Here is a 22,093-nt window from a genome sequence, read left to right on the forward strand (position 1 = left end):
TCGTCATGGTTGGCATGACGCGTCGTGCGAGGCGATTTATCCCAACGAAAACAGAGCCCCTTCTACTGTGCATGGGGTTGTTTTCGCACTTTTGTCGTCGGGCCCCGGAGCCGCTCAGCCCTTGAGCCGCGTCCGCCCGTCGTCACTGAACAGATGCAGCTTCGCCCGCACCGCCGCGACACGGATTCTCGCGCCGATGGCGGGCGCTTGGGTTCCGGGAATGCGGACGATGACCTCGCCGGGCGGCAGCTCGCCGGGCGTGGCGGCGACGCGCTGGTCCTCCTGCTCGCGGGAGCCGTAGACGAAGGTTTCGGCGCCGACGCGCTCGATGGCTTCGACGGTGAGCGGCAGGGCGAGGCCGCCGGCCGGCGTCTCGTCGGTGATGACGAAATCCTCCGGGCGGATTCCAACGATGCCGGCATCGGCCGCGGCGCTGCCGGCGAGCTGCGACCGGATTTCCTCGGGCCGCGTCGACATCAGGTTCATCGGCGGCGCGCCGATGAAGGAGGCGACGAAGGTCGTCGCCGGTTTCTCGTAGATATCAAGCGGATTGCCGACCTGCTCGACCTGGCCGCCGTTCATCACCACGAGGATGTCAGCCAGCGTCATCGCCTCGAGCTGGTCATGGGTGACGTAGATCGACGTCGTGTTGAGCCGGCGCTGCAATTTGCGAATCTCGACCCGCATCGCGATGCGCAGCTTGGCGTCGAGGTTGGACAGCGGCTCGTCGAACAAAAACACCTTCGGCTGGCGCACGATGGCGCGGCCCATGGCGACGCGCTGGCGCTGGCCGCCGGAGAGCTGGCGCGGCTTGCGCTCCAGCATGGCGGAGAGCTCGAGCACGCGCGCGGCTTCCTCGACGCGGGTCTTGATCTCGGCCTCGGCCATGCCGCGGTTGCGCAGGCCATAGGCCATGTTGTTGTAGACGCTCATATGCGGATAGAGCGCGTAGTTCTGGAACACCATCGCAATGTCGCGATCGGCGGGCTCTACTCCGTTGACGACGCGGCCGCCGATGTCGATCTCGCCGCCGGTGACCGTCTCCAGCCCCGCGACCATGCGCAGCAGCGTGGACTTGCCGCAGCCGGAGGGGCCGACCAGCACGCAGAACTGTCCGTCGCCGACATCGACGTCGACGCCCTTGATGGCCTCGAAGCCGCCGGGATAGGTTTTGCGGACGCTGCGCAGGGTGACGTTGGCCATAAGTCTCTACTTCTCCGTCTCGACCAGGCCGCGCACGAACAATTTCTGCATGACGACGACGACGAACACCGGCGGCAGCATGGCCAGCACGGCGGTTGCCATCACGATCGGCCATTCGGTCAGCGCGTCGGTGGTGGTGATCATCTTGCGAATGCCGATCTGGATGGTCTGCATGTCGTCGCGCGTGGTGATCAACAGCGGCCAGAGATATTGATTCCAGCCGAGAATGAACAGGATCACGAACAGCGCCGCCATGTTGGTGCGCGACAGCGGCAGCAGCGTATCCCAGAAGAAGCGGAAGGGGCCGGCGCCGTCGATGCGCGAGGCTTCCAGCAGCTCGTCCGGCACGGTCATGAAGAACTGGCGGAACAGCAGCGTCGCGGTGGCCGATGCGATCAGCGGCAGCGACAGGCCGGCATAGCTGTCGAGCATGTGCAGGTCGGCGACGATCTTGTAGGTCGGATAGATGCGGACCTCGACCGGCAGCATCAAGGTGATGAAGATGAGCCAGAAGATCGACATCCGGAACGGGAAGCGGAAGTACACGATCGCATAGGCCGAGATGATCGAGATCGCGATCTTGCCCAGCGCGATCAGCAGCGCCATCACCAGCGAGTTCAGCATCATGTTGCCGACCGGCTCGCGGGTCGAGCCACTCGTGCCCACGAAGATGGTCTGGTAGTAGGTTTCGAGAAAATGGCCACCCGGCAGCAGCGACATCTGCCCGTTGGCGATTACCGCGTTCTCCTGGGTCGACGCCACGAAGGCGAGATAGACCGGGAAGGCGACGATCGCGATCCCGATCCAGAGGATGATATGGGCAATGTAGCGCCGAAAGCCTTCTTCCTCGACCATCAGTAGGTCACCTTGCGTTCGACGAAGCGGAACTGGATGCCCGTCAGCACGATCACCATGATCATCAGGATCACCGATTGTGCCGCGGAGCTGCCGAGGTTTCCGCCGAGCAGGCCGTCGGTATAGACCTTGTAGACCAGCGTCTCCGTCGACTTGCCCGGACCGCCGCGGGTCATGGTGTCGATGATGCCGAACGTGTCGAAGAAGGCGTAGACGATGTTGACGACCAGGAGGAAGAAGATGGTCGGCGACAGCAGCGGGAAGATCACGGTCCAGAACCTGCGCATCGGGCGGGCGCCGTCGATCGCAGCCGCCTCGATCACGCTTCTGGGGATGCTCTGCAGGCCGGCGAGGAAGAACAGGAAGTTGTAGGAGATCTGCTTCCAGGCGGCGGCCAGGATGATCAGCGCTGCGGCCTGGTCGCCGTCGAGCAGTGGATTCCAGTCGATGCCCAGCGCCCGCAGGTAGCGCGAGAGCACGCCGAGCGAGGGGTGCAGCATGAAGATCCAGAGCACGCCGACGACCGGCGGCGCCACCGCATAGGGCCAGATCAGCAGCGTGCGGTAGAGCATCGAGCCGCGCAGCGGCTTGTCTGCCATCACGGCCAGCAGCAGCGCGAACGACAGCGACGACACCGCGATCGCGAATGAGAAGAAGAAGGTGCGCAGGATCGCCTCGAAATAGGCGGGCTCCTTGAACAGCTCGATATAGTTCTCGAACCAGACGAAGCTGGTCGACAGGCCGAAGGCGTCCTGCAGCAGGAACGACTGGATCATCGCCTGCAAGGCCGGCCAGTAGAAGAAAATCAGGACGATCGCGAGTTGCGGCGCAACCAGCGCATAGGGCAACAGCTTCGATTGGAAAATGGCTTGCTTTTGCATGATGCCCCAGCGCGGCAGGCCGGGGGACCGGCCTGCCGCTTGTCGCCTTACTTCACGGCGGTCTTTTCGAACTGGCGCAGCATGGTGTTGCCGCGCTCGACGGCCGCGTCCAGCGCCTGCTTGGCGGTCTTCTTGCCGGCCAGCGCCTGCTCGATCTCCTCCGCCCAGACGTCACGGAGCTGCACCATGTTGCCGAGGCGCAGGCCGCGCGAATTCTCGGTCGGCTCCTTGTTGGTCAGCTCGAGCAGCGGCGTCTCCAGATAGGGCTGATCCTTGTAGAAGCCATCCGCCTTGGCCTTCTCATAGGCTGCCTTGGTGATCGGCAGATAGCCCGAGGCCTTGTGGATGTAGACTTGGCGATCGGTGTCTGAGAGGAAGGAGAAGAATTTGGCGACGCCCTTGTAATCGTCCGCCGGTTTGCCGCCCATTACCCAGAGCGAGGCACCGCCGATGATCGAGTTCTGCGGCGCGCCCTTAGCGTCCGGGTAATAGGGCATCGGCACCGCGGTGAAGGCAAACTTGGCCTGCGCCTTGACGTTGCCGAAGAACGCGGACGAGGTCAGGTAGAGCGGACATTCGCCCGACGTGAAGCGGCCTTCGCCGGTGTTGGTGCGGCCGGCATAGTCGTAGGTCTTGTCCTTCTGGAGCTCGACCAGATTTTCGAGATGCTTGACCTGGAGCGGACCGTTGAAGGACAGCACGGTGTCGAAACCGTCGAGGCCGTTGGCCTTGCTGGCGAGCGGCACGTTGTGCCAGGCGGAGAGCTGCTCGAGATTGACCCAGGTGACCCAGGAGTTGGAGAAGCCGCAGGTGGCGTGGCCGGCCGCCTTCAGCTTCTTGGCGGCGTCGAACACTTCGGGCCAGGTCTTCGGCACCTCGACATTCGCTTTCTTCAGTGCGTCGAGGTTGACCCACATCACGGTCGAGGACGAGTTGAACGGGAAGGACAGCATCTCGCCCTTCGAGGTCGAGTAATAGCCGGTGATCGCAGGCAGATAGGCCTTCGGATCGAACTTCTCGCCGGTCTCGGCCATCAGCTTGTAGACCGGCTTCACGGCGCCGGTCGCGGCCATCATGGTGGCGGTGCCGACCTCGAACACCTGCATGATGTGCGGCGCGTTGCCGGCGCGGAACGCGGCGATGCCGGCGTTCATCGTGTCGGCGTAGTTGCCCTTGTAGGTCGGGATCACCTTGTAGTCGCTCTGCGTGGTGTTGAAATCGTTGGCGAGCCTGACGATGACGTCGTTGTTGGCGCCGGTCATCGCGTGCCACCACTGGATTTCGGTCACGGCAAGCGCCGGCGACGCGCCGAGACCAATTGTGAGTGCGACGGCCGCCGCCGTGCCAAAATGTCGAAGAGCCATCAAGAACCTCCCTTGCCAGTCACTAAAGAAGCGCTTGCGCTAGCAGCGCCATATGACGTTCACATGACTGTGTAAGCGGGAGAAACGAAAGCAGCAAGCGCGGCCAAGTGGGAAGTTGTCAAATAGGCCAAGACGGAGCCGTCAGCCAACTCGTTCGCGCTGCACATGCGTGCGCGCGCCGCAGTGCGGCATTGAGATGAGGCACTATCGCGCCGCGGGCTCCGAACCTCTCCCACTTGCAAGCGGGAGAGGGAGCGCACCACCGTTGACGCTCGCCTTAGCTCAGCGTTTCCGCTCGGGACCGCAGACCGTGCCTTTTTCGACCATCGCGTCGATCTCGGCCTTGGAGTAGCCGAACTCGCCCAGCACCTCGGCCGCATGCTGGCTGAATTTCGGCGGCACGCGGCGCAGGCTCGGCTTGCTGCGGTCGAGCCGGATCGGCGAGGCAACGCCCTTGTACCAGTCCTTCTCGATAATATCGCCACGCGCGATCGTGTGCGGATTGGTCAACGCCTGGTCGATCTTCTGCACGGGACCTGCAGGCAGGCCGGCCGCGAGCAGGCGGTTGCACAGCGGCTCGGCCTCGTGCTGGCTGAACACGGCCGCAAGCTCGGCGCGCAGTGCCTCGCGATTGGCGATGCGGTCCTTGTTGCGGGCAAAGCGCGGATCGGTGCCGAGCTCGGGCTTGCCGATCTCCTTCGCCAGCTTGCGGAAGGTGCCGTCATTGCCGACGCCGATGAAGATGTTGTCGGTCTTGGTCGGGAAGATCGCGTAAGGCACGAGGTTCGGATGCTCGTTGCCGGTGAGACCAGGCGGCTTGCCATGCATGAAATAATTCGCGGTGTGCGGATGCATGATGGCAAGGCCGGTCTCGTACAGCGTCGTCTCCAGGAACTGGCCCTTGCCCGACAGCTGCCGCTCCGACAGCGCCATCAGGATGCCGATCGCCGCATAAAGTCCGGTGGTGATGTCGACCAAGGGCACGCCGATCCGCATCGGCCCGCTCTCGGGCGAGCCGGTCGCTGCGATCATGCCGGTCATGGCCTGGATGATGGCATCGTAGCCGGGGTTGCCGCCGCGCGGGCCGTCGGCGCCGAAGCCGCAGATCCGGCAATGCACGAGGCGGGGATATTTCTTGCTGAGGACGTCGTTGCCGATGCCCCATTTCTCCAGCGTGCCCGGCTTGAAATTCTCGATCAGGACGTCGGCGGTCTCCAGCATCTTGAGCAGCACGATTCGGCCGCCCTCGGAGGCGAGGTCGAGGCCGATCGAGCGCTTGTTGCGGTTGATGCCGACGAAATAGGCCGCATCCTCCTCGTGGAACGGAGGGCCCCATTCGCGCACCTCGTCGCCCGCGGGCGGCTCGACCTTGATCACGTCGGCACCGTGGTCGGCGAGGATCTGGGTGCAGTAGGGACCGCCGAGCACGCGCGTGAGATCGATGACGCGCAATCCGCTCATGGCGCCCGCTGCTGCTTCAGTCATGCCTTCGCTTCCCTGTGTCGATCATTGGATCACAGGCCTAGCGAGGTTTGTTTGCGCCAGCAATGGCGCCGAGCGTGGAGCCGTATGCGCCGCCGAGCAGCCATGCCGCAGCATGGCAAATTCAGTCGGATGCGGCCGGCCCGAGGGGGGATTCCCGGGCCAGCCAATCCGCGCTGCCGATCAGACCACCGTCAGGCGAACGTCGACATTGCCGCGCGTGGCATTGGAGTACGGGCACACCTGGTGCGCCTTCGCGACCAGCGCCTCGGCGTCTGCGCGGGCAAGGCCCGGCAGCGAGACCGCGAGGTCGATATCGAGGCCGAAGCCGCCCTCGGAGCGCGGGCCGATGCCGACGGTCGAGGTGACCGAGGCATCCGCAGGCACCTTTGGGCCGCCCTGCGAGGCCACGAACTTCATCGCGCCGATGAAGCAGGCGGCATAGCCGGCCGCGAACAGCTGCTCGGGATTGTTTCCAGCGCCGCCGCCACCGCCGAGCTCCTTCGGCGTGGTGAGCTTGACGTCGAGCGCGCCGTCGAGGGTCGCAGCATGGCCGTCGCGGCCGCCGGTAGCCTTGGCGCTGGTTTTGTAGAGGACGTTCACAGACATTGTCGTCTCCTCGGGTCTTTCGGGGTTGGGGTGCGGGCTTTATCGCAGACAATTAGATTGTGCGCAATCTAATTCGTCCCGCCTCACATTTAATTGTTCGCAATTGAATGTGGCGCCGGCCGGGACCAGAATGGGAGAAACGCGCAGGATTCTTCATGGCCCGGAAATCAACGGCGGTAGACCCGCTTCGTCTCGACAACCAGATCTGCTTCGCGGTCTATTCCGCTACGCACGCCTTTAACCGCGTCTACAAGCCGCTGCTCGATCGGCTCGGCCTGACCTATCCGCAATATCTGGTCATGCTGGTGCTGTGGGAGCGCGATGACGTGCCGGTCAAGGAGATCGGCGAGAAGCTGTTCCTGGATTCGGGCACGCTGACGCCGCTGCTGAAGCGGCTCGAGGCCGCCCATCTCGTCAGGCGCACCCGCTCGCGTGAGGACGAGCGCCAGGTTCTGATCGCCCTGACGCCGCAGGGCCATGCGCTGAAGGAAAAGGCCCGCAGCGTGCCGCAATCGATCCTGGCGGCATCGGACTGCTCGGTGTCGGAGCTGGTCGCGATGAAGGACGAGATCGTCGCGCTGAGGGATCGGCTGAATGCGGTGATCGGGGAGTAGGGGGCTAAAGCCGCTTCTTGGCGAAGGCGCGGCCTGATGCTGACTTCAAGTACTTTTCGAATGCGACGGCCTGCTTCTCATCGCTGAATGCGACGTAAGTCTTGAGCCGCCAAGGTCCGTATTTCGAAGTGTGGGGCACCTCGCCAGCATTGTGCTTTGCCAGTCGGGCGCGGAGGTCGTCGGTGATCCCGACATAGAAGTGGAGAGAATCAAGGCTCTCAAGGATGTAGACGTACTTCACGGCACACTCCTCGGTAGGCGAGGAGAGCTTACACCCGCTCTTGTTTTGCTGAAGCCCGGCTTCGCCCTTCGGGCTTCGCCGCGGCAGCCTTCGCTAGCTTCGCCACGAGGAAGCGGAGCTGGCTTGCCGAGCCGTAGCTGGCGAAGCCAGCGAAGGCTGGTGGAGCCAGGCGGGATCGAACCGCCGACCTCTTGCATGCCATGCAAGCGCTCTCCCAGCTGAGCTATGGCCCCTTAGTCCAAATGGGAGGATCCTGGGGGACCCGTCCCGGCCGGCGAGCGCTCTAGGCGACTCGCGCGGTGCACCCTTTTTCACAGATCAGGGCTGATCTCAAGTCTCTTCATCACCGCCGACATCACCAATGATGTCGGTCACGTCCTCATCGCCCTCTTCCTCGTCGGCAATGAAGGTCGAATCGTCGTCATCATCGTCGTCGAGGGTCTCGTCGACCTCGATATCGTCCTCCGATTCGGGCACGACCGCCTTGACCTTGCCGGTGTTCTCCTCGGCATCGGCCTCCTCGAGCGAGACCAACTCCTCGGTCTCCGCCGGCTCCGGCGCGTTGTCCTGGGCCATGTTGCGGGCCTCGGCCGCACGGGGGCCGCGGGCAGGAGCGACCGGGGCGATCGGCACCACTTCGCCGGTATAGGGCGAGATCACCGGATTCTTGTTGAGGTCATAGAACTTCTTGCCCGTGGTCGGGCAAATACGTTTGGTTCCGAGTTCGGACTTGGCCACGGCAGGAATCCTGGGAATGTCTGAAAAGCGGTGCTTCACTTGGCTAGTTGGCGGCCCGCTGTCAATAGCGCATTACGGGAGAACGACATGCCCGTGACGGCGCGCGGACCATGTGGTACCTGCGCGCCAGCCCACCGGGCCTATTCAAGGACACAATCTTGACCCATTCCGATCAACCGAGGCCGCTCCAGTCTCGCGCCAGCGGTCCCCTGACCGGGAAAGTACGGGTGCCCGGCGACAAGTCGATCTCCCACCGCGCCCTCATCCTGGGCGCGCTCGCGGTCGGCGAGACCAGGATTTCGGGCCTGCTCGAGGGCGAGGACGTCCTCAACACCGCCAAATCGATGCAGGCGCTGGGCGCCAGCGTCGAGCGCACCGGCGATTTCGCCTGGACCGTCAACGGCGTCGGGGTCGGAGGCTTCGCCCAGCCCAAGGCAGCACTGGATTTCGGCAATTCCGGCACCGGCTGCCGGCTGGTCATGGGCGCCGTCGCCGGCTGCCCAATTTCGGCGGTGTTCGACGGCGACGCCTCGCTGCGCAGCCGTCCGATGCGCCGGATCCTCGATCCCCTGGAAAAGATGGGTGCCAGAGTCACCGCCGGCGGCGAGGGCGGGCGCCTGCCGCTGACCCTCCAGGGCGCGCGCGACCCCCTGCCGATCGTCTACAAGACCCCGGTCGCCTCGGCCCAGATCAAATCGGCCGTGCTGCTGGCGGGCCTCGCCGCTCCCGGCACCACCACGGTCATCGAGACCGAGGCCAGCCGCGACCACACCGAGCTGATGCTGAAGCATTTCGGCGCCGACATCACCTCGGTCCAGGAAGGCCGGCACGGCCGCCGCATCACGCTGGTGGGCCAGCCCGAGCTGCATGGCGCCAATGTCGTGGTGCCTGCCGATCCCTCTTCGGCTGCGTTCCCGATCGTCGCGGCGCTGATCGTGGAGGGCTCCGATGTCGTGCTGTCCGACGTCATGACCAATCCGCTGCGCACTGGGCTGTTCACCACGCTGCGCGAAATGGGCGCCTCCATCGAGGAGAGCGAAGTGCGCGGCGATGCCGGCGAGCCGATGGCGCGCTTGCGCGTGCGGGCGTCGAAGCTGCGCGGCGTCGAGGTGCCGCCCGAGCGCGCGCCGTCGATGATCGACGAATATCTGGTGCTGGCGGTGGCGGCGTCGTTCGCCGAAGGCACCACGATCATGCACGGCCTGCAGGAGCTGCGCGTCAAGGAATCCGACCGGCTTGAAGCCACCGCCGCCATGCTGCGCGTCAACGGCGTCAAGGTCGAGGTCTCCGGCGACGATCTGATCGTAAGGGGTCGCGGCCACGTCCCGGGCGGCGGCACTGTCGCCACCCATATGGACCATCGCATCGCGATGTCCGCGCTGGTGATGGGCTGCGCCTCCGATCAGCCTGTTACGGTCGACGACACCGCCTTCATCGCCACCAGCTTTCCGGATTTCATTCCGATGATGCGTTCGCTAGGGGCCGAGTTTTCATGATCATCGCCATCGACGGGCCCGCGGCTTCGGGCAAGGGGACGCTCGGCAAGCGTCTCGCCCACCATTACGGCTATCGTCATCTTGATACCGGCGTGATCTATCGCGCGGTCGCCTACGCCTTGATGCAGTCGGGGCACGATCTCAACGATGAGGCGGCCGCGGTGCAGGCCGCGTTGGAGCTCGATCCCGAAAAGTTCGGTAATCCTGCGCTGAAGACCCAGAAGGCCGGCGAGGGGGCCTCGATCGTCTCGGCAATCCCTCGGGTTCGCGAGGTCCTGGTCAATTTCCAGCGCCAGTTCGCCGCCGATCCGCCCGGCGCCGTGCTCGACGGCCGGGATATTGGAACCGTGATCTGCCCCCATGCCGACGTGAAGATCTTCGTGGTCGCCGACCCCAAGGTCCGCGCGCGGCGCCGCACCATGGAGGCCAAAGCGCGGGGCGAGGAGGCGGACGAGGCGGCCGTGCTCGCCGACATCCTCCAGCGTGACGAACGTGACAAGAATCGGCCGATTGCGCCTCTGAAACCGGCCCCGGATGCTTACTTGCTAGATAACTCCCAACTGGATATAGAAGGCGGCGTCCGGGCCGCCATCGACATTATCGAGGCTGTCCGAGCGGGCCGGTCGCGGGGTTAAGCCGCCGCCGTCATTGGAGGAAGTGCCCGCTCCCGCTCTTTGAGGTCGATACGCTTCGTCCCGGTTTCGGGACCGGCGCGATCCAGGTTCCGGACAAGCTTTCAACGTATCGAACGCGCGGGCCTCAGCCGGCCCGCTTCCGCTGTTCTGGTCGCTAGATCAGGGCAACGAGCGGTCGCTCGAAGGTCTTGCGGACCTTCCGACACTGCGCGCGCGATGCGCCCATGAACCCAACGGCCGGCAAGACATCCGCAACTGGAGAACAAATGGCTTCGACTTCTGCTGATACCTATAGCCCGTCGCGCGACGATTTCGCCGCGATGCTCGACGAGTCCTTCGCAGGTGGCAACCTGCAGGAAAGCTCCGTCGTCAAGGGCAAGGTGGTTGCAATTGAAAAGGACATGGCCGTCATCGACGTCGGCCTGAAGACCGAGGGCCGCGTCGCGCTGCGCGAATTTTCCGGCCCCGGCCGTGAGAGCGACCTCAAGGTCGGCGACGAGGTGGAAGTGTTCCTCGATCGCATCGAAAACGCTCTCGGCGAAGCCGTGCTGTCGCGCGACAAGGCGCGACGCGAAGAGAGCTGGGGCAAGCTGGAGAAGGCGTTCCAGAACAACGAGAAGGTCAACGGCGTCATCTTCAACCAGGTCAAGGGCGGCTTCACCGTCGACCTCGACGGTGCCGTGGCCTTCCTGCCGCGCTCGCAGGTCGACATCCGGCCGATCCGCGACGTTGCGCCGCTGATGAACAACTCGCAGCCGTTCCAGATCCTGAAGATGGACCGCCGCCGCGGCAACATCGTCGTGTCCCGCCGCACGGTGTTGGAAGAGACCCGCGCCGAGCAGCGCCAGGAGCTGGTGCAGAACCTCGAAGAGGGTCAGGTCATCGACGGCGTGGTCAAGAACATCACCGATTACGGTGCGTTCGTCGACCTCGGCGGCATCGACGGCCTCCTGCACGTCACCGACATCGCGTGGCGCCGCGTCAACCACCCGACCGAGGTGCTCTCGATCGGCCAGACCGTGAAGGTCAAGATCATCAAGATCAACCACGAGACGCACCGCATCTCGCTGGGCATGAAGCAGCTGCTGGACGATCCGTGGCAGGGCATCGAAGCCAAGTACCCGCTGGGTGCCCGCTTCACCGGCCGCGTCACCAACATCACCGACTACGGTGCGTTCGTCGAGCTCGAGCCGGGCATCGAAGGCCTGATCCATGTCTCCGAGATGTCGTGGACCAAGAAGAACATGCACCCCGGCAAGATCGTGTCGACCTCGCAGGAAGTCGACGTGCAGGTGCTGGAAGTGGATTCCGTCAAGCGCCGCATCTCGCTCGGCCTCAAGCAGACCATGCGCAACCCCTGGGAGGTCTTCGTCGAGAAGCACCCGACCGGTTCGGTGGTCGAGGGCGAGGTCAAGAACAAGACCGAGTTCGGTCTGTTCCTGGGCCTCGAGGGCGACGTCGACGGCATGGTCCACCTCTCCGATCTCGACTGGAAGCTTCCGGGCGAGCAGGTGATCGACAACTACAAGAAGGGCGACATGGTGAAGGCCGTGGTGCTCGATGTGGACGTCGAGAAGGAGCGCATCTCGCTCGGCATCAAGCAGCTCGAAGGCGATCCCTTCGCCGAGCCGGGCGATGTCAAGAAGGGTGCGGTCGTGACCTGCGAAGTGCTCGAAGTGAAGGAAAGCGGTATCGAGGTGAAGATCGCCGGTACCGACTTCACCACCTTCATCAAGCGCTCCGAGCTCGCCCGTGACCGCAACGACCAGCGCGCCGAACGCTTCGCCGTCGGCGAGAAGGTCGATGCCCGCGTCATCCAGTTCGACAAGAAGGCCCGCAAGGTCCAGGTGTCGATCAAGGCGCTCGAAGTCGCCGAAGAGAAGGAAGCCATCGCGCAGTACGGCTCCTCGGATTCGGGTGCGACGCTGGGCGACATCCTCGGCACCGCGCTGAAGAACCGCGACAGCAAGTAAGCGAAACGTCCGTTTTGCGACATCAAGGCCCCGGCGCAAGCCGGGGCTTTTTTGTTGCTGTCTCCACGAACTCCGCTGTCGTCCCGGACAAGCGACGCGAAGCGGAGCGCCGATCCTGGACCCATAACCCCAGGGAGAAGTTTGACGAAGACTCGGAGTTGCCAGCTCGCTCGACGACTCCTCCTTGGGGTTGTGGGTCCCCGCCCCCGTGCGCAATTGCGCACTAGGCGGGATGACGACCGAGTCTGCGACGACTTGCTTGCCCCACACGAGGCCTTGTTTTCTTCAAATTGCGCCGCAATTGATGTATCGAGATAGGCCAATGGTCACGCCGTGACGGCACAACGCGCCTGATCTTTCATTTGGAGATATTCCGATGTCGCTCGATTCGGACATCATCGTCGATCGCCGCAGGATCCGCCGCAAGCTGACGTTCTGGCGGGTGATGGCGGCGCTGATCGCGATCGCGGCGATTGCAAGCTTCGCGCTGATTGCGACGCCCGGTGCACGCGGCACCCTCGCATCCGCCGGCTCGATCGCGCGCGTCCAGATCGAGGGATTGATCCGCAGCGATTCCGACCGCACGCAGGCGCTGGAGCGGCTCGAGAATTCGCAGGCCGCCGCCGTCATCGTTCACATCAACTCGCCCGGCGGCACCACCGCCGGCTCCGAGCAGCTCTATGACTCGCTGGTCCGTCTCAAGGCGAAAAAGCCGCTGGTGGTGGTGGTGGAGGGGCTGGCCGCCTCCGGGGGCTACATCACCGCGATTGCGAGCGACCACATCGTCGCCCAGCAAAGCTCCCTGGTCGGCTCCATCGGCGTGCTGTTCCAGTACCCCAACCTCTCCGAGCTCATGAAGACGATCGGCGTCAAGGTCGAGGAGGTGAAGTCCTCGCCGCTGAAGGCGGCGCCCAACGGTTTTGAGCCGACCAGTCCCGAGGCGCGCGCCGCGCTCGATGCGCTGGTGAAGGATTCCTATGCCTGGTTCAAGGGGATGGTGAAGGAGCGGCGTGGCATGGATGACACGCAGCTCGAAAAAGTCGCCGATGGCCGCGTCTTCACCGGGCGCCAGGCGATCGATCTCAAGCTGATCGACCAGATCGGCGACGAGAAGACGGCCGTGACCTGGCTGGTCGAGCAGAAGGGCGTCAAGAAGGGGCTACCGGTGCGCGACTACAAGCTCCAGCCGCGCTTCGGCGACCTGCCGTTCCTGAAGACGGCGGCCGCATTGACGCTGGAAGCGCTCGGTTTGGGCTCGATCGCGCACCAGATCGGGCAAACCGGCGTCGCGCAGGCGGTAGATCGGCTCGGAATGGATGGAATGCTGGCCTTGTGGCAGCCGGCTGCGTCCAACTAACCGTCGGCAGGCGAGTTTCAGAGCTTTTTCGCGTCTGACGCGTGCTGGCGCAGCCTGCTTTTTCGGCATTTGTCACGCATTTTCACGACGCCCATCCTTGATTTAGCGTCTTGACAGATCACGGTATTTTCACGGAAATGGTCATCCGCACGCTCCCGGGTCCTATCTCTCGATGATCAAATCCGAACTTGTTCAGCGTATCGCCGAGCACAACCCGCATCTGTACCAGCGGGATGTCGAGAACATTGTGAATGCGATTCTCGAAGAGATCGTAGCGGCGCTTGCACGCGGTGACCGCGTCGAGCTGCGCGGCTTCGGTGCCTTCTCGGTCAAGCATCGCCCTGCGCGCGCAGGGCGCAATCCACGCACCGGCGCCCATGTGCCCGTCGATCAGAAGAGCGTTCCGTTCTTCAAGACCGGCAAGGAAATGCGCGAGCGGCTGAACCGCGACCATCCGGATCCCGGCGGCGTAGACTGAAGCGCGACGTGAGCGCGCTTTGGGGTTTTTCGCGGTCGCACAGGATGCGGCCGCAAGCTTGATTCAAGGCGAGCGAAGCCAGATGCGAAAGTTCCTGACCGCGCTGATCGTACTTCCGCTGGGCCTGATCCTGGTGGCGTTCGCCGTCGCCAACAGGCATTTCGTCACGGTCTCCTTCGACCCCTTCATTGCCGACGACCCCTCGCTGTCGATCACCCTGCCGCTGTTCCTGTTGCTGATCCTGGCGGCGGCCCTGGGCGTTGTCGCGGGCGGCTCCGCCGTCTGGCTCGGCCAGCGGCGCTGGCGGCGCGCCGCGCGCCGGAATGACGCGGAGGCCCGGGCCGTCAGGGCCGAACTGGCCGATCTGCGGGCCCAGGCGACGGCAGCGAAGGCGGAGTCCCAGCGCCTTCCCGTTCCCTCCGGGATGGGCCTGTACGGGCCCGTCGGGCGAGACAAGCAGCGCGCGACGTTGTAGAAGCGGCCCCGACCGAAAAGCCCCGTTTTCCGGCCGCGCACCCCGCGGCCTCTACCCGCTTTGAGACCATGTCCCTGCTCGTCAAGATCTGCGGCCTGTCCACGCCCGAGACGCTCGAAACGGCGCTCGAGGCGGGCGCCGACATGGTCGGGTTCGTGTTCTTTCCGCCGTCGCCCCGGCACCTGTCCCTGGAACTCGGCCGTGACCTCGGCCGTCAGGTCAAGCGGCGCGCGCTCAAGGTGGCGCTCACGGTCGATGCCGATGACGCAACGCTCGACAACATCATGGACGCGCTGTCGCCGGACATCTTCCAGCTCCACGGCGGGGAGAGCGTGGCGCGGCTGCGCGACCTCAAGCAACGCTTCGGCCGCCCGGTGATGAAGGCGGTCCCGGTCGCGACAGCGGCCGATCTCGCGGTGCTGCCCGGCTACGCCGCGGTCGCCGATCGCATCCTGTTCGATGCGCGCGCGCCGAAGGACGCGACGCGGCCCGGCGGCCTCGGGGAGCCCTTCGACTGGCACCTGCTCGAAAAGCTCGATCTGAAACTGCCCTATATGGTTTCGGGGGGGCTGCACGCCGAGAATCTCGCCGAGGCCCTTCGTGTCACCCGCGCCAGCGGCGTCGACGTGTCCTCCGGTGTCGAGAGCGCTCCCGGCGTGAAAGACCCAGAGATGATCAAGGCCTTCATCCGCGCCGCGCGCGCCAGCAAAGATGCCAGTCAAGAGTTGAGCGTCCGATGAACATTGCCAAGCCAAATTCCTACCGCAGCGGCCCCGACGAGCGCGGCCATTTCGGCATTTTCGGCGGGCGCTTCGTCGCCGAAACCTTGATGCCGCTGATCCTCGACCTGGAGAAGGCCTACACCGCGGCCAAGGCCGATCCGGCGTTTCAGGCCGAGATGAACGGCTACCTCAAGAACTACGTCGGCCGGCCCTCGCCGCTCTATTTCGCCGAGCGCCTGACCGAGCATCTCCGCGGCGCCAAGATCTACCTCAAGCGTGAAGAGCTCAACCACACCGGCTCGCACAAGGTGAACAACGTGCTCGGCCAGATCATGCTGGCACGGCGCATGGGCAAGAAGCGCATCATCGCCGAGACCGGCGCGGGCCAGCACGGCGTTGCCACCGCGACGCTGTGCGCGCGCTTTGGCCTCGAATGCGTGGTCTATATGGGCGCCGTCGACGTCGAGCGGCAGCAGCCCAACGTCATCCGCATGGAGATGCTGGGCGCCAAGGTGATGCCGGTGCAGTCGGGCACGCGCACGCTGAAGGACGCCATGAACGAGGCGCTACGCGACTGGGTCACCAACGTGCACAACACGTTCTATTGCATCGGCACGGTGGCCGGTCCGCATCCCTATCCGACCTTGGTGCGCGATTTCCAGTCGGTCATCGGCGACGAGACCAAGGCGCAGATGCAGGAGATCGAGGGGCGCCTGCCGGATTCGCTGGTGGCCTGCATCGGCGGCGGCTCCAACGCGATGGGCTTGTTCCATCCGTTCCTCGATGATTCCTCCGTGGAGATCTTCGGCGTCGAAGCCGCCGGCCATGGCCTGACGCAGCTGCATGCGGCCTCGATCGCGGGCGGCCGCCCCGGCGTGCTTCACGGCAACCGCACCTATCTCTTGATGGATGCCGACGGCCAGATCCAGGACGCGCATTCGATCTCGGCCGGTCTCGATTATCCCGGCATCGGCCCTGAGCATTCCTGGCTGCACGAGGTCGGCCGCGTCAATTATCTCTCCGCGACCGATGACGAGGCGCTCGCCGCGTTCCAGCTGCTGTCAAAGCTCGAAGGCATCATCCCCGCGCTCGAGCCCGCGCATGCCATCGCCAAGGTGATGGAGCTCGCGCCGAAGCGGCCGCGGGACCACCTGATGGTCGTCAATCTCTCCGGCCGCGGCGACAAGGACGTCCCGCAGGTCGGCGACATCCTGAGGGGCAAGAAGTGACCACGCGTATCGATACCCGTTTTGCCGAGCTGAAAAGCCAAGGCCGCGCGGCCTTTGTCACCTATGTGATGGCCGGCGATCCCGATCCCGCGACCTCGCTCGAGATCGTCAAGGCGCTGCCGAAGTCCGGCGCCGACGTCATCGAACTCGGCATTCCCTTTACCGATCCGATGGCGGACGGTCCTTCGATCCAGGCTGCAGGCCTGCGTGCGCTCAAGATCGGCATGACCTTGAAGAGGACGCTGGAGCTGGTGCGCGACTTCCGCAAGGACGACAATGTCACGCCGCTGGTGCTGATGGGCTATTACAATCCGATCTACATCTACGGCGTCGACAAGTTCTTGGCTGATGCCAAGACGGCCGGCGTCGACGGCCTGATCATCGTCGATTTGCCGCCGGAGGAAGACGACGAGCTCTGCATTCCCGCGCTGAAGGCGGGGCTCAACTTCATTCGCCTGGCGACGCCGACCACCGACGACAAGCGCCTGCCTGCGGTGCTCGCGAACACATCAGGCTTTGTCTATTACGTCTCGATCGCCGGCATCACCGGTGCAGCGGCGGCGGACGCCAATGCCGTCGGCGAAGCTGTCGCGCGCATCAAGCGGCATACCAGGCTGCCGATCTGTGTCGGTTTCGGCATCCGCACGCCGGAGGCGGCGCGCGCCATTGCCGAGAAGGCCGATGGGTCGGTGGTCGGCACCGCGCTGGTGGACGCCCTCAAGAACAGCCTCGATGCCGAGGGACGGGCGACCGCCAAGACCGTTAACGCCGTCGCCGAATTGACGGCCGCTCTGGCCCAGGGCGTCAAGGGCGCGCAGCAGGCGGCGGAATAGGCCATAATTCCGCTGTAGCTCTTTAGTTTGGGCATGATCTGGTCGGAAAACCGCTTCACACTTTTCCGGATCATGCTCTAACGCGGGCGACACGGCGGCTTGCCGGGCAGATGTCCGGCCGCCATATATCCTTCAGGCGATTCCCGGCGGGATCGCACATCGGAGCAAACCATGAACTGGCTTACCAACGTGGTCCGGCCGAAGATCCGCAACATGCTGCGGCGGGAGACGCCGGAGAACCTGTGGATCAAGTGCCCGGATTCCGGACAGCTCGTGTTCTACAAGGACGTCGAGGCCAACCAGTTCGTCATCCCCGGCTCGAACTATCACATGCGCATGGGCGCGGTCGCGCGGCTCAAGTCGATCTTCGACAACGAGACCTGGTTCGACGTGGCGCTGCCCGAGGTCACCCCTGACCCGCTCAAGTTCCGCGACGAGAAGAAATATGTCGACCGCGTCAAGGATGCGCGGGCGCGGACCAATCTGAACGATGCGGTCAAGGTCGGCTACGGCAAGCTCGAAGGCTCCGCCGTCGTCGTCGCCGTGCAGGATTTCGACTTCATGGGCGGCTCGCTCGGCATGGCCGCGGGCGAAGCCATCGTGCGCGGGATGGAGCTCGCGGTCGAGAAGAAGTCGCCGTTCATCGTGTTCGCGGCCAGCGGCGGCGCCCGCATGCAGGAAGGCATTTTGTCCCTGATGCAGATGCCGCGCACCACCGTAGCCGTGCAGATGCTGCGCGAGGCAAAGCTGCCCTACATCGTCGTGCTGACCAATCCGACCACCGGCGGCGTCACCGCGTCCTATGCGATGCTCGGCGACGTCCAGATCGCCGAGCCCGGCGCGCTGATCGGCTTTGCCGGTGCGCGCGTGATCGAGCAGACCATCCGCGAGAAGCTGCCTGAAGGTTTCCAGCGCGCCGAGTACCTTAAGGAGCACGGCATGGTCGACATGGTCGTGCATCGCCACGAACTGCGGCCGACGCTGGCGCGGCTCTGCCGCCTCTTGACCAAGGCGCCGGCGCAGGAGGGTGCATCGAAGTCCGTGCAGCCGGTCGCAAGCCCGGCGCAGATCGTATCGGCCGCCGACACGGCGCCGGCTGCGCCGCACGCGTGAACGCCTCCCCTGACAGTGCAAAGACACCGCTCGATGAAGTGATCGGGCGGCTGTCGGCCCTGCATCAGAAGCGAATCGATCTCGGGCTGGAGCGGATGCACCGCCTGCTCGCTCGGCTCGGCCACCCCGAGCGCAAGCTGCCGCCGGTGATCCACATCGCCGGCACCAACGGCAAGGGCTCGACGCTCGCTTACCTGCGCGCGACGCTGGAGGCTTCAGGTCTGCGCGTCCACGCCTATACGTCCCCTTATCTCGTCCGCATCAACGAATGCTTCCGGCTCGGCCGCTTCAGTGGCGGTGTGCTCGTCGGCGACGACGAGCTGCGCGCGGCGTTGGAAGAGGTCGAGCGCGTCAATGCCGGCGAGGCCGCGACATTGTTCGAGCTGAAGACGGCGGCCGCTTTCCTGCTGTTCGCGCAGAACCCGGCCGACATCGTGCTGCTCGAAGTCGGCCTCGGCGGCCGGCTGGATTCGACCAACGTGGTCGATCAGCCGGCGGCCTCTGTGATTACGCCCGTCAGCATGGATCACATGGATTTCCTCGGCGATACGTTGGCGTCGATTGCCGGCGAGAAGGCCGCGATCATCAAGCGCGGCGTGCCCGTGATTTGCGCCGAGCAGATGCCGGAGGCGATGGCCGTGATCGAAGCGCAGGCGAGGCGCATGCGTGCGCCGCTGTTCGCCGCAAACGAGAGCTGGCACGTCAATGTCGAGCGCGGGCGTCTGGTCTATTCCGACGACCGCGGCTTGATGGATCTGCCGGCGCCGCGTCTGTTCGGCCGCCACCAATTCGCCAATGCCGGGCTTGCGATCGCGACGCTACGTGCGCTGCCGACCATCAAGGTCAACCACGCCGCGTTCGAGGCCGGCATCGTCGGTGCCGACTGGCCGGCGCGGATGCAGCGCCTCACCTCGGGCGAGTTGCTGTCCTGGGGTCCGCAGGGCTCGGAGATCTGGCTCGACGGCGGCCACAATGCCGAGGGCGGGCGCGTTGCGGCGGCCGCGCTCGGCGACCTCGAGGAGCGGGTGTCGCGGCCGCTGGTGATCATCGCCGGCATGATGGCCAACAAGGATGCGCACGCCTTCCTCGCCAATTTCGCCGGCCTCACCCGTCACATCATCGCAGTGCCGATTCCCGACACGGAGAATGCGATGCCGGTCGACCGTCTCGCCGATGCCGCGCGCAGCCTCGGCATGCGCGTCGAGCCCGCCCCCGGCGTCGAGGCCGCCCTGCGCGCGCTGGCGCAGCTCGCCTACGAGTTGCCGCCGCGGATCCTGATCACCGGCTCGCTGTATCTCGCCGGCCACGTGCTGGCCATCAACGGCACGCCGCCTGCATAGAGGTTGCCGTAGCCCGGATGGAGCGAAGCGCAATCCGGGATCGTGCCACAAGCAAGGAAGGTCCCGGATTACGCTGCGCTCCATCCGGGCTACAGGAAATGCCAATGCGCTTCGCCGCGATTGCCGATGTCCACGGAAACTATCTCGCGCTGGAGGCCGTGCTCGCCGACATCCGCGCGCTCGGTATTGCCGACATCGTCAATCTCGGCGACATGCTGAGTGGCCCGCTCGATGCGCGCCGCGCCATCGAGATCCTGATGCCGCTCGATGCCGTGCACGTCCTAGGCAATCACGACCGCTATCTGCTCGACCGTCCGCCGGAGAAAATGGGCTCGTGGGATCGCCCCGCTTACGAACAGCTCGACGCTGTGCACCTCGACTGGCTGCGCGCGCAGCCGATGGCACGGGTCTTCCGCGACCAGGTGTTCCTCTGCCACGCGACGCCCGGCAGCGATGAGGTGTACTGGCTCGACAGCGTGCATCCCGACGGCACGGTGGCGCTGTCCGCGCTCGACCACATCGAGCCACTCGCCCAAGGCATCACGCAATCGCTGATCCTGTGCGCCCACACCCATCTCGCCCGCGCGGTGCGCCTGCGTGATGGCCGGCTGATCGTCAATCCCGGCAGCGTCGGCAGCCCTGGCTTTCGCGACAAGCATCCGTACCCGCATGTCGTCGAGGCCGGCACGCCGCACGCGCGCTATGCGATCCTCGAACGCGTCGATGCTGCCTGGCAGGTGACGTTCCGCCACGTCGCCTACGATCACGAAGCCATGGCCGCGCTGGCGCGGCGCAATGGTCAGCCGGAGCTTGCGAACGCGCTGGCGACGGGGTGGATCAAGGTGTTGCTGCGTAGCCCGGAGGGAGCGGAGCGCAATCCGGGGCCATCGTTGCTTGGGGCATGATTCCCGGATTACGCTCCGCTCCATCCGGGCTACGGGCTACTTCAACAGCTTCATCGGATCGGCCGCCTTCTGCTTCAGCTGCTCGAATGTGCATTGCCGCGGCGCCTTGTCCGGGCGCCAGCGCAGGATCGAGGTGCCGTGGCGAAAACGTTCGCCGCTGAAATGGTCGTAGCAGACCTCGATCACCAGCTTCGGCTTGAGCGGACACCACTTTGCGGAACGCTCGGTCGACCAGCGGCTCGGCCCGCCCGGCGCGTTGCCGGTGAAGCCGGGCTCGCCGATCAGTGCTTCGAGCCGATCGGTCATACCAGGCTTCGCCTCCGCCTTGATCGCCGAGGTGAAGCCGACGTGATGCAGCAGGCCGTCATCGTCGTAGAGCCCGAGCAGCAGCGAGCCGACGACGTTCCGGCCGGCGATCTTGTTGGTGGCATAGCGGAAGCCACCGACCACGCAATCGGCGCTGCGGAATTTCTTGATCTTCTGCATGCCGTCGCGATTTCCCGCCTGATAGGGCAGATCGATGCGCTTGGCGATGACGCCGTCCGAGCCGCCGCCGGATTGCGCGAGCCACTTTTTGGCTGTGGCGTAGCTCGTCGTCGTCGGCGAAAGACGGAAGAGGCTGCCCTTGAGGTTGGCTTTCGCGAAGGCTTCCAGCGCCGGCCGCCGTTCGCGCAGCGTCTTCTCAGCCAGGCCCTTCTGTCCGGATGTCGCGAGCAGATCGAAGACGAGGTAGAGCGCCGGTGTCTCCACCGAGAGCTTCTTCACGCGGCTTGCCGCCGGATGAATGCGTTGCAGCAGCGCGTCGAAGGAAAAGCTCTTGCCGTGCGGCACGACGATTTCGCCGTCGAGCGTGAAACGGTCGGCCTTCAGCTCCAAGGCAGCAGTGACGACTTCCGGGAAGTAGCGCGCGAGGTCTTCGCCGGATTTGGAGCGCAGGTCGACGTTGCTGCCGTTGCGCGCCAACAGGCAGCGGAAGCCGTCCCACTTGGGTTCATATTGCCATTCACCGCCGCGCGGGATCGCGTCGACCGAGCGCGCCTCCATTGCGGCGAGAGCGGTGGGCTTGCGGTCGCGCTTTCGGGGAGGAGCAGGCAAGGGCGGGACTCGTCATACGCTGAACACGTCCCATCAACGCCAAACGGCCGGCTTTCGCCGGCCGTTGTCGAAAATAATCTTGCGCCAATAATCCTGGCCAGTTGATCAGACCGCGGAGGTGATCCACTGCTGCAGCTTCGCCTTCGGCGCGGCGCCGACCTGGCGCGAGGCCATCTCGCCGCCCTTGAAGATCATCAGGGTCGGGATCGACATCACGCCGTACTTCGAGGCGGTCTTCGGGCTCTCGTCGACATTGAGCTTCACGATCTTGACCTTGTCGCCCATCGCGCCGGCGATCTCGTCGAGCGCGGGTGCGATCATGCGGCAGGGGCCGCACCATTCGGCCCAGAAATCGACGACCACGGGGCCGTTCGCCTTGAGCACTTCGGCTTCGAAATCGGCGTCGGAAACCTTGCTAACGGCCATTGGGAGTACCTCACTCGGTTGAAAGAGAA

22 protein-coding genes, 1 tRNA gene and 1 pseudogene are annotated in these 22,093 nt (G+C 64.8%); 13 read left to right on the top strand and 11 right to left on the bottom strand.

From position 1 onward, the window contains the following. Positions 1–114: 114 nt before the first annotated feature. From I6F20_RS23760 to I6F20_RS23785, 6 genes are all read right to left on the bottom strand, one after another. Complete coding sequence (locus I6F20_RS23760; protein WP_109141873.1) at positions 115–1,203, bottom strand: sn-glycerol-3-phosphate import ATP-binding protein UgpC; 1,089 nt, start codon at positions 1,201–1,203, stop codon at positions 115–117. A gap of 6 nt (positions 1,204–1,209) precedes the next feature. Next, a complete protein-coding gene (ugpE, locus tag I6F20_RS23765; protein WP_225128045.1) occupies positions 1,210–2,058 on the bottom strand; it encodes a sn-glycerol-3-phosphate ABC transporter permease UgpE in 849 nt (282 codons plus the stop codon). Then, a complete protein-coding gene (gene ugpA, locus I6F20_RS23770) occupies positions 2,058–2,939 on the bottom strand; it encodes a sn-glycerol-3-phosphate ABC transporter permease UgpA (RefSeq protein ID WP_036009149.1) in 882 nt (293 codons plus the stop codon). The genes ugpE and ugpA overlap by 1 nt, the downstream gene beginning before the upstream one ends. A 47-nt stretch (positions 2,940–2,986) precedes the next feature. Next, complete coding sequence (gene ugpB / locus I6F20_RS23775) at positions 2,987–4,303, bottom strand: sn-glycerol-3-phosphate ABC transporter substrate-binding protein UgpB (RefSeq protein ID WP_036009146.1); 1,317 nt, start codon at positions 4,301–4,303, stop codon at positions 2,987–2,989. A 282-nt stretch (positions 4,304–4,585) separates the two neighbouring features. Further along, positions 4,586–5,788 (bottom strand): CaiB/BaiF CoA transferase family protein, encoded by a 1,203-nt coding sequence (locus I6F20_RS23780; protein ID WP_225128046.1) that lies wholly within the window; start codon positions 5,786–5,788, stop codon positions 4,586–4,588. A 180-nt stretch (positions 5,789–5,968) separates the two neighbouring features. Then, on the bottom strand, positions 5,969–6,394 hold the full coding sequence (locus I6F20_RS23785) for an organic hydroperoxide resistance protein (RefSeq protein WP_036009140.1): 426 nt from the start codon (positions 6,392–6,394) through the stop codon (positions 5,969–5,971). 155 nt (positions 6,395–6,549) lie between these two features. On the opposite strand from I6F20_RS23785, the gene I6F20_RS23790 reads away from it, so the two are divergent. Next, complete coding sequence (locus tag I6F20_RS23790; protein WP_074447577.1) at positions 6,550–7,008, top strand: MarR family winged helix-turn-helix transcriptional regulator; 459 nt, start codon at positions 6,550–6,552, stop codon at positions 7,006–7,008. Positions 7,009–7,012: 4 nt separating this feature from the next. Here I6F20_RS23790 and I6F20_RS23795 read toward each other — a convergent pair whose 3' ends face one another. From I6F20_RS23795 to I6F20_RS23805, 3 genes are all read right to left on the bottom strand, one after another. Beyond that, positions 7,013–7,249 (bottom strand): GIY-YIG nuclease family protein, encoded by a 237-nt coding sequence (locus I6F20_RS23795; protein WP_109141870.1) that lies wholly within the window; start codon positions 7,247–7,249, stop codon positions 7,013–7,015. 157 nt (positions 7,250–7,406) lie between these two features. Next, positions 7,407–7,482, bottom strand: a tRNA-Ala gene (locus I6F20_RS23800). A gap of 97 nt (positions 7,483–7,579) precedes the next feature. After that, positions 7,580–7,987 (bottom strand): TIGR02300 family protein, encoded by a 408-nt coding sequence (locus I6F20_RS23805; protein WP_036009126.1) that lies wholly within the window; start codon positions 7,985–7,987, stop codon positions 7,580–7,582. 158 nt (positions 7,988–8,145) lie between these two features. Between I6F20_RS23805 and aroA the strand changes: the two genes are divergently transcribed. The 12 genes and pseudogenes from aroA to I6F20_RS23865 all read left to right on the top strand — a co-directional run. Continuing rightward, positions 8,146–9,483, top strand: a complete 1,338-nt coding sequence (gene aroA / locus I6F20_RS23810) for a 3-phosphoshikimate 1-carboxyvinyltransferase (RefSeq protein ID WP_225128047.1) — start codon at positions 8,146–8,148, stop codon at positions 9,481–9,483. After that, positions 9,480–10,118, top strand: coding sequence for a (d)CMP kinase (gene cmk, locus I6F20_RS23815; RefSeq protein WP_036024437.1), 639 nt, complete (start codon positions 9,480–9,482; stop codon positions 10,116–10,118). Before aroA ends, cmk begins: the two co-directional genes overlap by 4 nt. 266 nt (positions 10,119–10,384) lie before the next feature. Continuing rightward, complete coding sequence (rpsA, locus tag I6F20_RS23820) at positions 10,385–12,091, top strand: 30S ribosomal protein S1 (RefSeq protein WP_036009120.1); 1,707 nt, start codon at positions 10,385–10,387, stop codon at positions 12,089–12,091. A gap of 376 nt (positions 12,092–12,467) precedes the next feature. Continuing rightward, the gene (gene sppA, locus I6F20_RS23825; RefSeq protein WP_036024439.1) at positions 12,468–13,448 is read left to right on the top strand and encodes a signal peptide peptidase SppA; all 981 of its coding nucleotides are present in this window, start codon (positions 12,468–12,470) and stop codon (positions 13,446–13,448) included. Between the two features lie 172 nt (positions 13,449–13,620). Continuing rightward, positions 13,621–13,926, top strand: a complete 306-nt coding sequence (locus I6F20_RS23830; RefSeq protein ID WP_025032949.1) for an integration host factor subunit beta — start codon at positions 13,621–13,623, stop codon at positions 13,924–13,926. A gap of 82 nt (positions 13,927–14,008) precedes the next feature. Next, complete coding sequence (locus tag I6F20_RS23835; RefSeq protein ID WP_036009133.1) at positions 14,009–14,401, top strand: lipopolysaccharide assembly protein LapA domain-containing protein; 393 nt, start codon at positions 14,009–14,011, stop codon at positions 14,399–14,401. Between the two features lie 68 nt (positions 14,402–14,469). Continuing rightward, positions 14,470–15,141 carry a phosphoribosylanthranilate isomerase gene (locus I6F20_RS23840; protein ID WP_036024441.1) on the top strand — a complete coding sequence of 224 codons (672 nt, stop codon included), beginning with the start codon at positions 14,470–14,472 and terminating at the stop codon, positions 15,139–15,141. Continuing rightward, positions 15,138–16,352 carry a tryptophan synthase subunit beta gene (trpB, locus tag I6F20_RS23845; RefSeq protein WP_036024444.1) on the top strand — a complete coding sequence of 405 codons (1,215 nt, stop codon included), beginning with the start codon at positions 15,138–15,140 and terminating at the stop codon, positions 16,350–16,352. Before I6F20_RS23840 ends, trpB begins: the two co-directional genes overlap by 4 nt. Then, positions 16,349–17,185 (top strand): tryptophan synthase subunit alpha, encoded by an 837-nt coding sequence (trpA, locus tag I6F20_RS23850; RefSeq protein WP_036024448.1) that lies wholly within the window; start codon positions 16,349–16,351, stop codon positions 17,183–17,185. Before trpB ends, trpA begins: the two co-directional genes overlap by 4 nt. A gap of 171 nt (positions 17,186–17,356) precedes the next feature. Then, complete coding sequence (accD, locus tag I6F20_RS23855) at positions 17,357–18,298, top strand: acetyl-CoA carboxylase, carboxyltransferase subunit beta (RefSeq protein WP_225128048.1); 942 nt, start codon at positions 17,357–17,359, stop codon at positions 18,296–18,298. Beyond that, complete coding sequence (locus tag I6F20_RS23860; protein ID WP_225128049.1) at positions 18,295–19,638, top strand: bifunctional folylpolyglutamate synthase/dihydrofolate synthase; 1,344 nt, start codon at positions 18,295–18,297, stop codon at positions 19,636–19,638. Before accD ends, I6F20_RS23860 begins: the two co-directional genes overlap by 4 nt. A gap of 104 nt (positions 19,639–19,742) precedes the next feature. Then, positions 19,743–20,480, top strand: a pseudogene (locus tag I6F20_RS23865) (metallophosphoesterase family protein); the annotation flags it as partial. A 99-nt stretch (positions 20,481–20,579) separates the two neighbouring features. Here I6F20_RS23865 and I6F20_RS23870 read toward each other — a convergent pair. Both I6F20_RS23870 and trxA read right to left on the bottom strand, forming a co-directional pair. Next, positions 20,580–21,587, bottom strand: a complete 1,008-nt coding sequence (locus I6F20_RS23870; protein ID WP_225128106.1) for an ATP-dependent DNA ligase — start codon at positions 21,585–21,587, stop codon at positions 20,580–20,582. 156 nt (positions 21,588–21,743) lie between these two features. Beyond that, a complete protein-coding gene (gene trxA / locus I6F20_RS23875; protein WP_008540017.1) occupies positions 21,744–22,064 on the bottom strand; it encodes a thioredoxin in 321 nt (106 codons plus the stop codon). Positions 22,065–22,093: the final 29 nt, after the last annotated feature.

It is taken from the genome of Bradyrhizobium sp. IC3123, from assembly GCF_020193625.1.
Taxonomy (GTDB): domain Bacteria; phylum Pseudomonadota; class Alphaproteobacteria; order Rhizobiales; family Xanthobacteraceae; genus Bradyrhizobium; species Bradyrhizobium yuanmingense.

Excerpts from the sequence above, each read along its gene's own strand:
- I6F20_RS23760 (WP_109141873.1), bottom strand. The coding sequence starts at position 1,203 with ATGGCCAACGTCACCCTGCGCAGCGTCCGCAAAACCTATCCCGGCGGC.
- ugpE (WP_225128045.1), bottom strand. The coding sequence starts at position 2,058 with ATGGTCGAGGAAGAAGGCTTTCGGCGCTACATTGCCCATATCATCCTC.
- ugpA (WP_036009149.1), bottom strand. The coding sequence starts at position 2,939 with ATGCAAAAGCAAGCCATTTTCCAATCGAAGCTGTTGCCCTATGCGCTG.
- ugpB (WP_036009146.1), bottom strand. The coding sequence starts at position 4,303 with ATGGCTCTTCGACATTTTGGCACGGCGGCGGCCGTCGCACTCACAATT.
- I6F20_RS23780 (WP_225128046.1), bottom strand. The coding sequence starts at position 5,788 with ATGACTGAAGCAGCAGCGGGCGCCATGAGCGGATTGCGCGTCATCGAT.
- I6F20_RS23785 (WP_036009140.1), bottom strand. The coding sequence starts at position 6,394 with ATGTCTGTGAACGTCCTCTACAAAACCAGCGCCAAGGCTACCGGCGGC.
- I6F20_RS23790 (WP_074447577.1), top strand. The coding sequence starts at position 6,550 with ATGGCCCGGAAATCAACGGCGGTAGACCCGCTTCGTCTCGACAACCAG.
- cmk (WP_036024437.1), top strand. The coding sequence starts at position 9,480 with ATGATCATCGCCATCGACGGGCCCGCGGCTTCGGGCAAGGGGACGCTC.
- rpsA (WP_036009120.1), top strand. The coding sequence starts at position 10,385 with ATGGCTTCGACTTCTGCTGATACCTATAGCCCGTCGCGCGACGATTTC.
- sppA (WP_036024439.1), top strand. The coding sequence starts at position 12,468 with ATGTCGCTCGATTCGGACATCATCGTCGATCGCCGCAGGATCCGCCGC.
- I6F20_RS23830 (WP_025032949.1), top strand. The coding sequence starts at position 13,621 with ATGATCAAATCCGAACTTGTTCAGCGTATCGCCGAGCACAACCCGCAT.
- I6F20_RS23835 (WP_036009133.1), top strand. The coding sequence starts at position 14,009 with ATGCGAAAGTTCCTGACCGCGCTGATCGTACTTCCGCTGGGCCTGATC.
- I6F20_RS23840 (WP_036024441.1), top strand. The coding sequence starts at position 14,470 with ATGTCCCTGCTCGTCAAGATCTGCGGCCTGTCCACGCCCGAGACGCTC.
- trpB (WP_036024444.1), top strand. The coding sequence starts at position 15,138 with ATGAACATTGCCAAGCCAAATTCCTACCGCAGCGGCCCCGACGAGCGC.
- accD (WP_225128048.1), top strand. The coding sequence starts at position 17,357 with ATGAACTGGCTTACCAACGTGGTCCGGCCGAAGATCCGCAACATGCTG.
- I6F20_RS23870 (WP_225128106.1), bottom strand. The coding sequence starts at position 21,587 with ATGGAGGCGCGCTCGGTCGACGCGATCCCGCGCGGCGGTGAATGGCAA.
- trxA (WP_008540017.1), bottom strand. The coding sequence starts at position 22,064 with ATGGCCGTTAGCAAGGTTTCCGACGCCGATTTCGAAGCCGAAGTGCTC.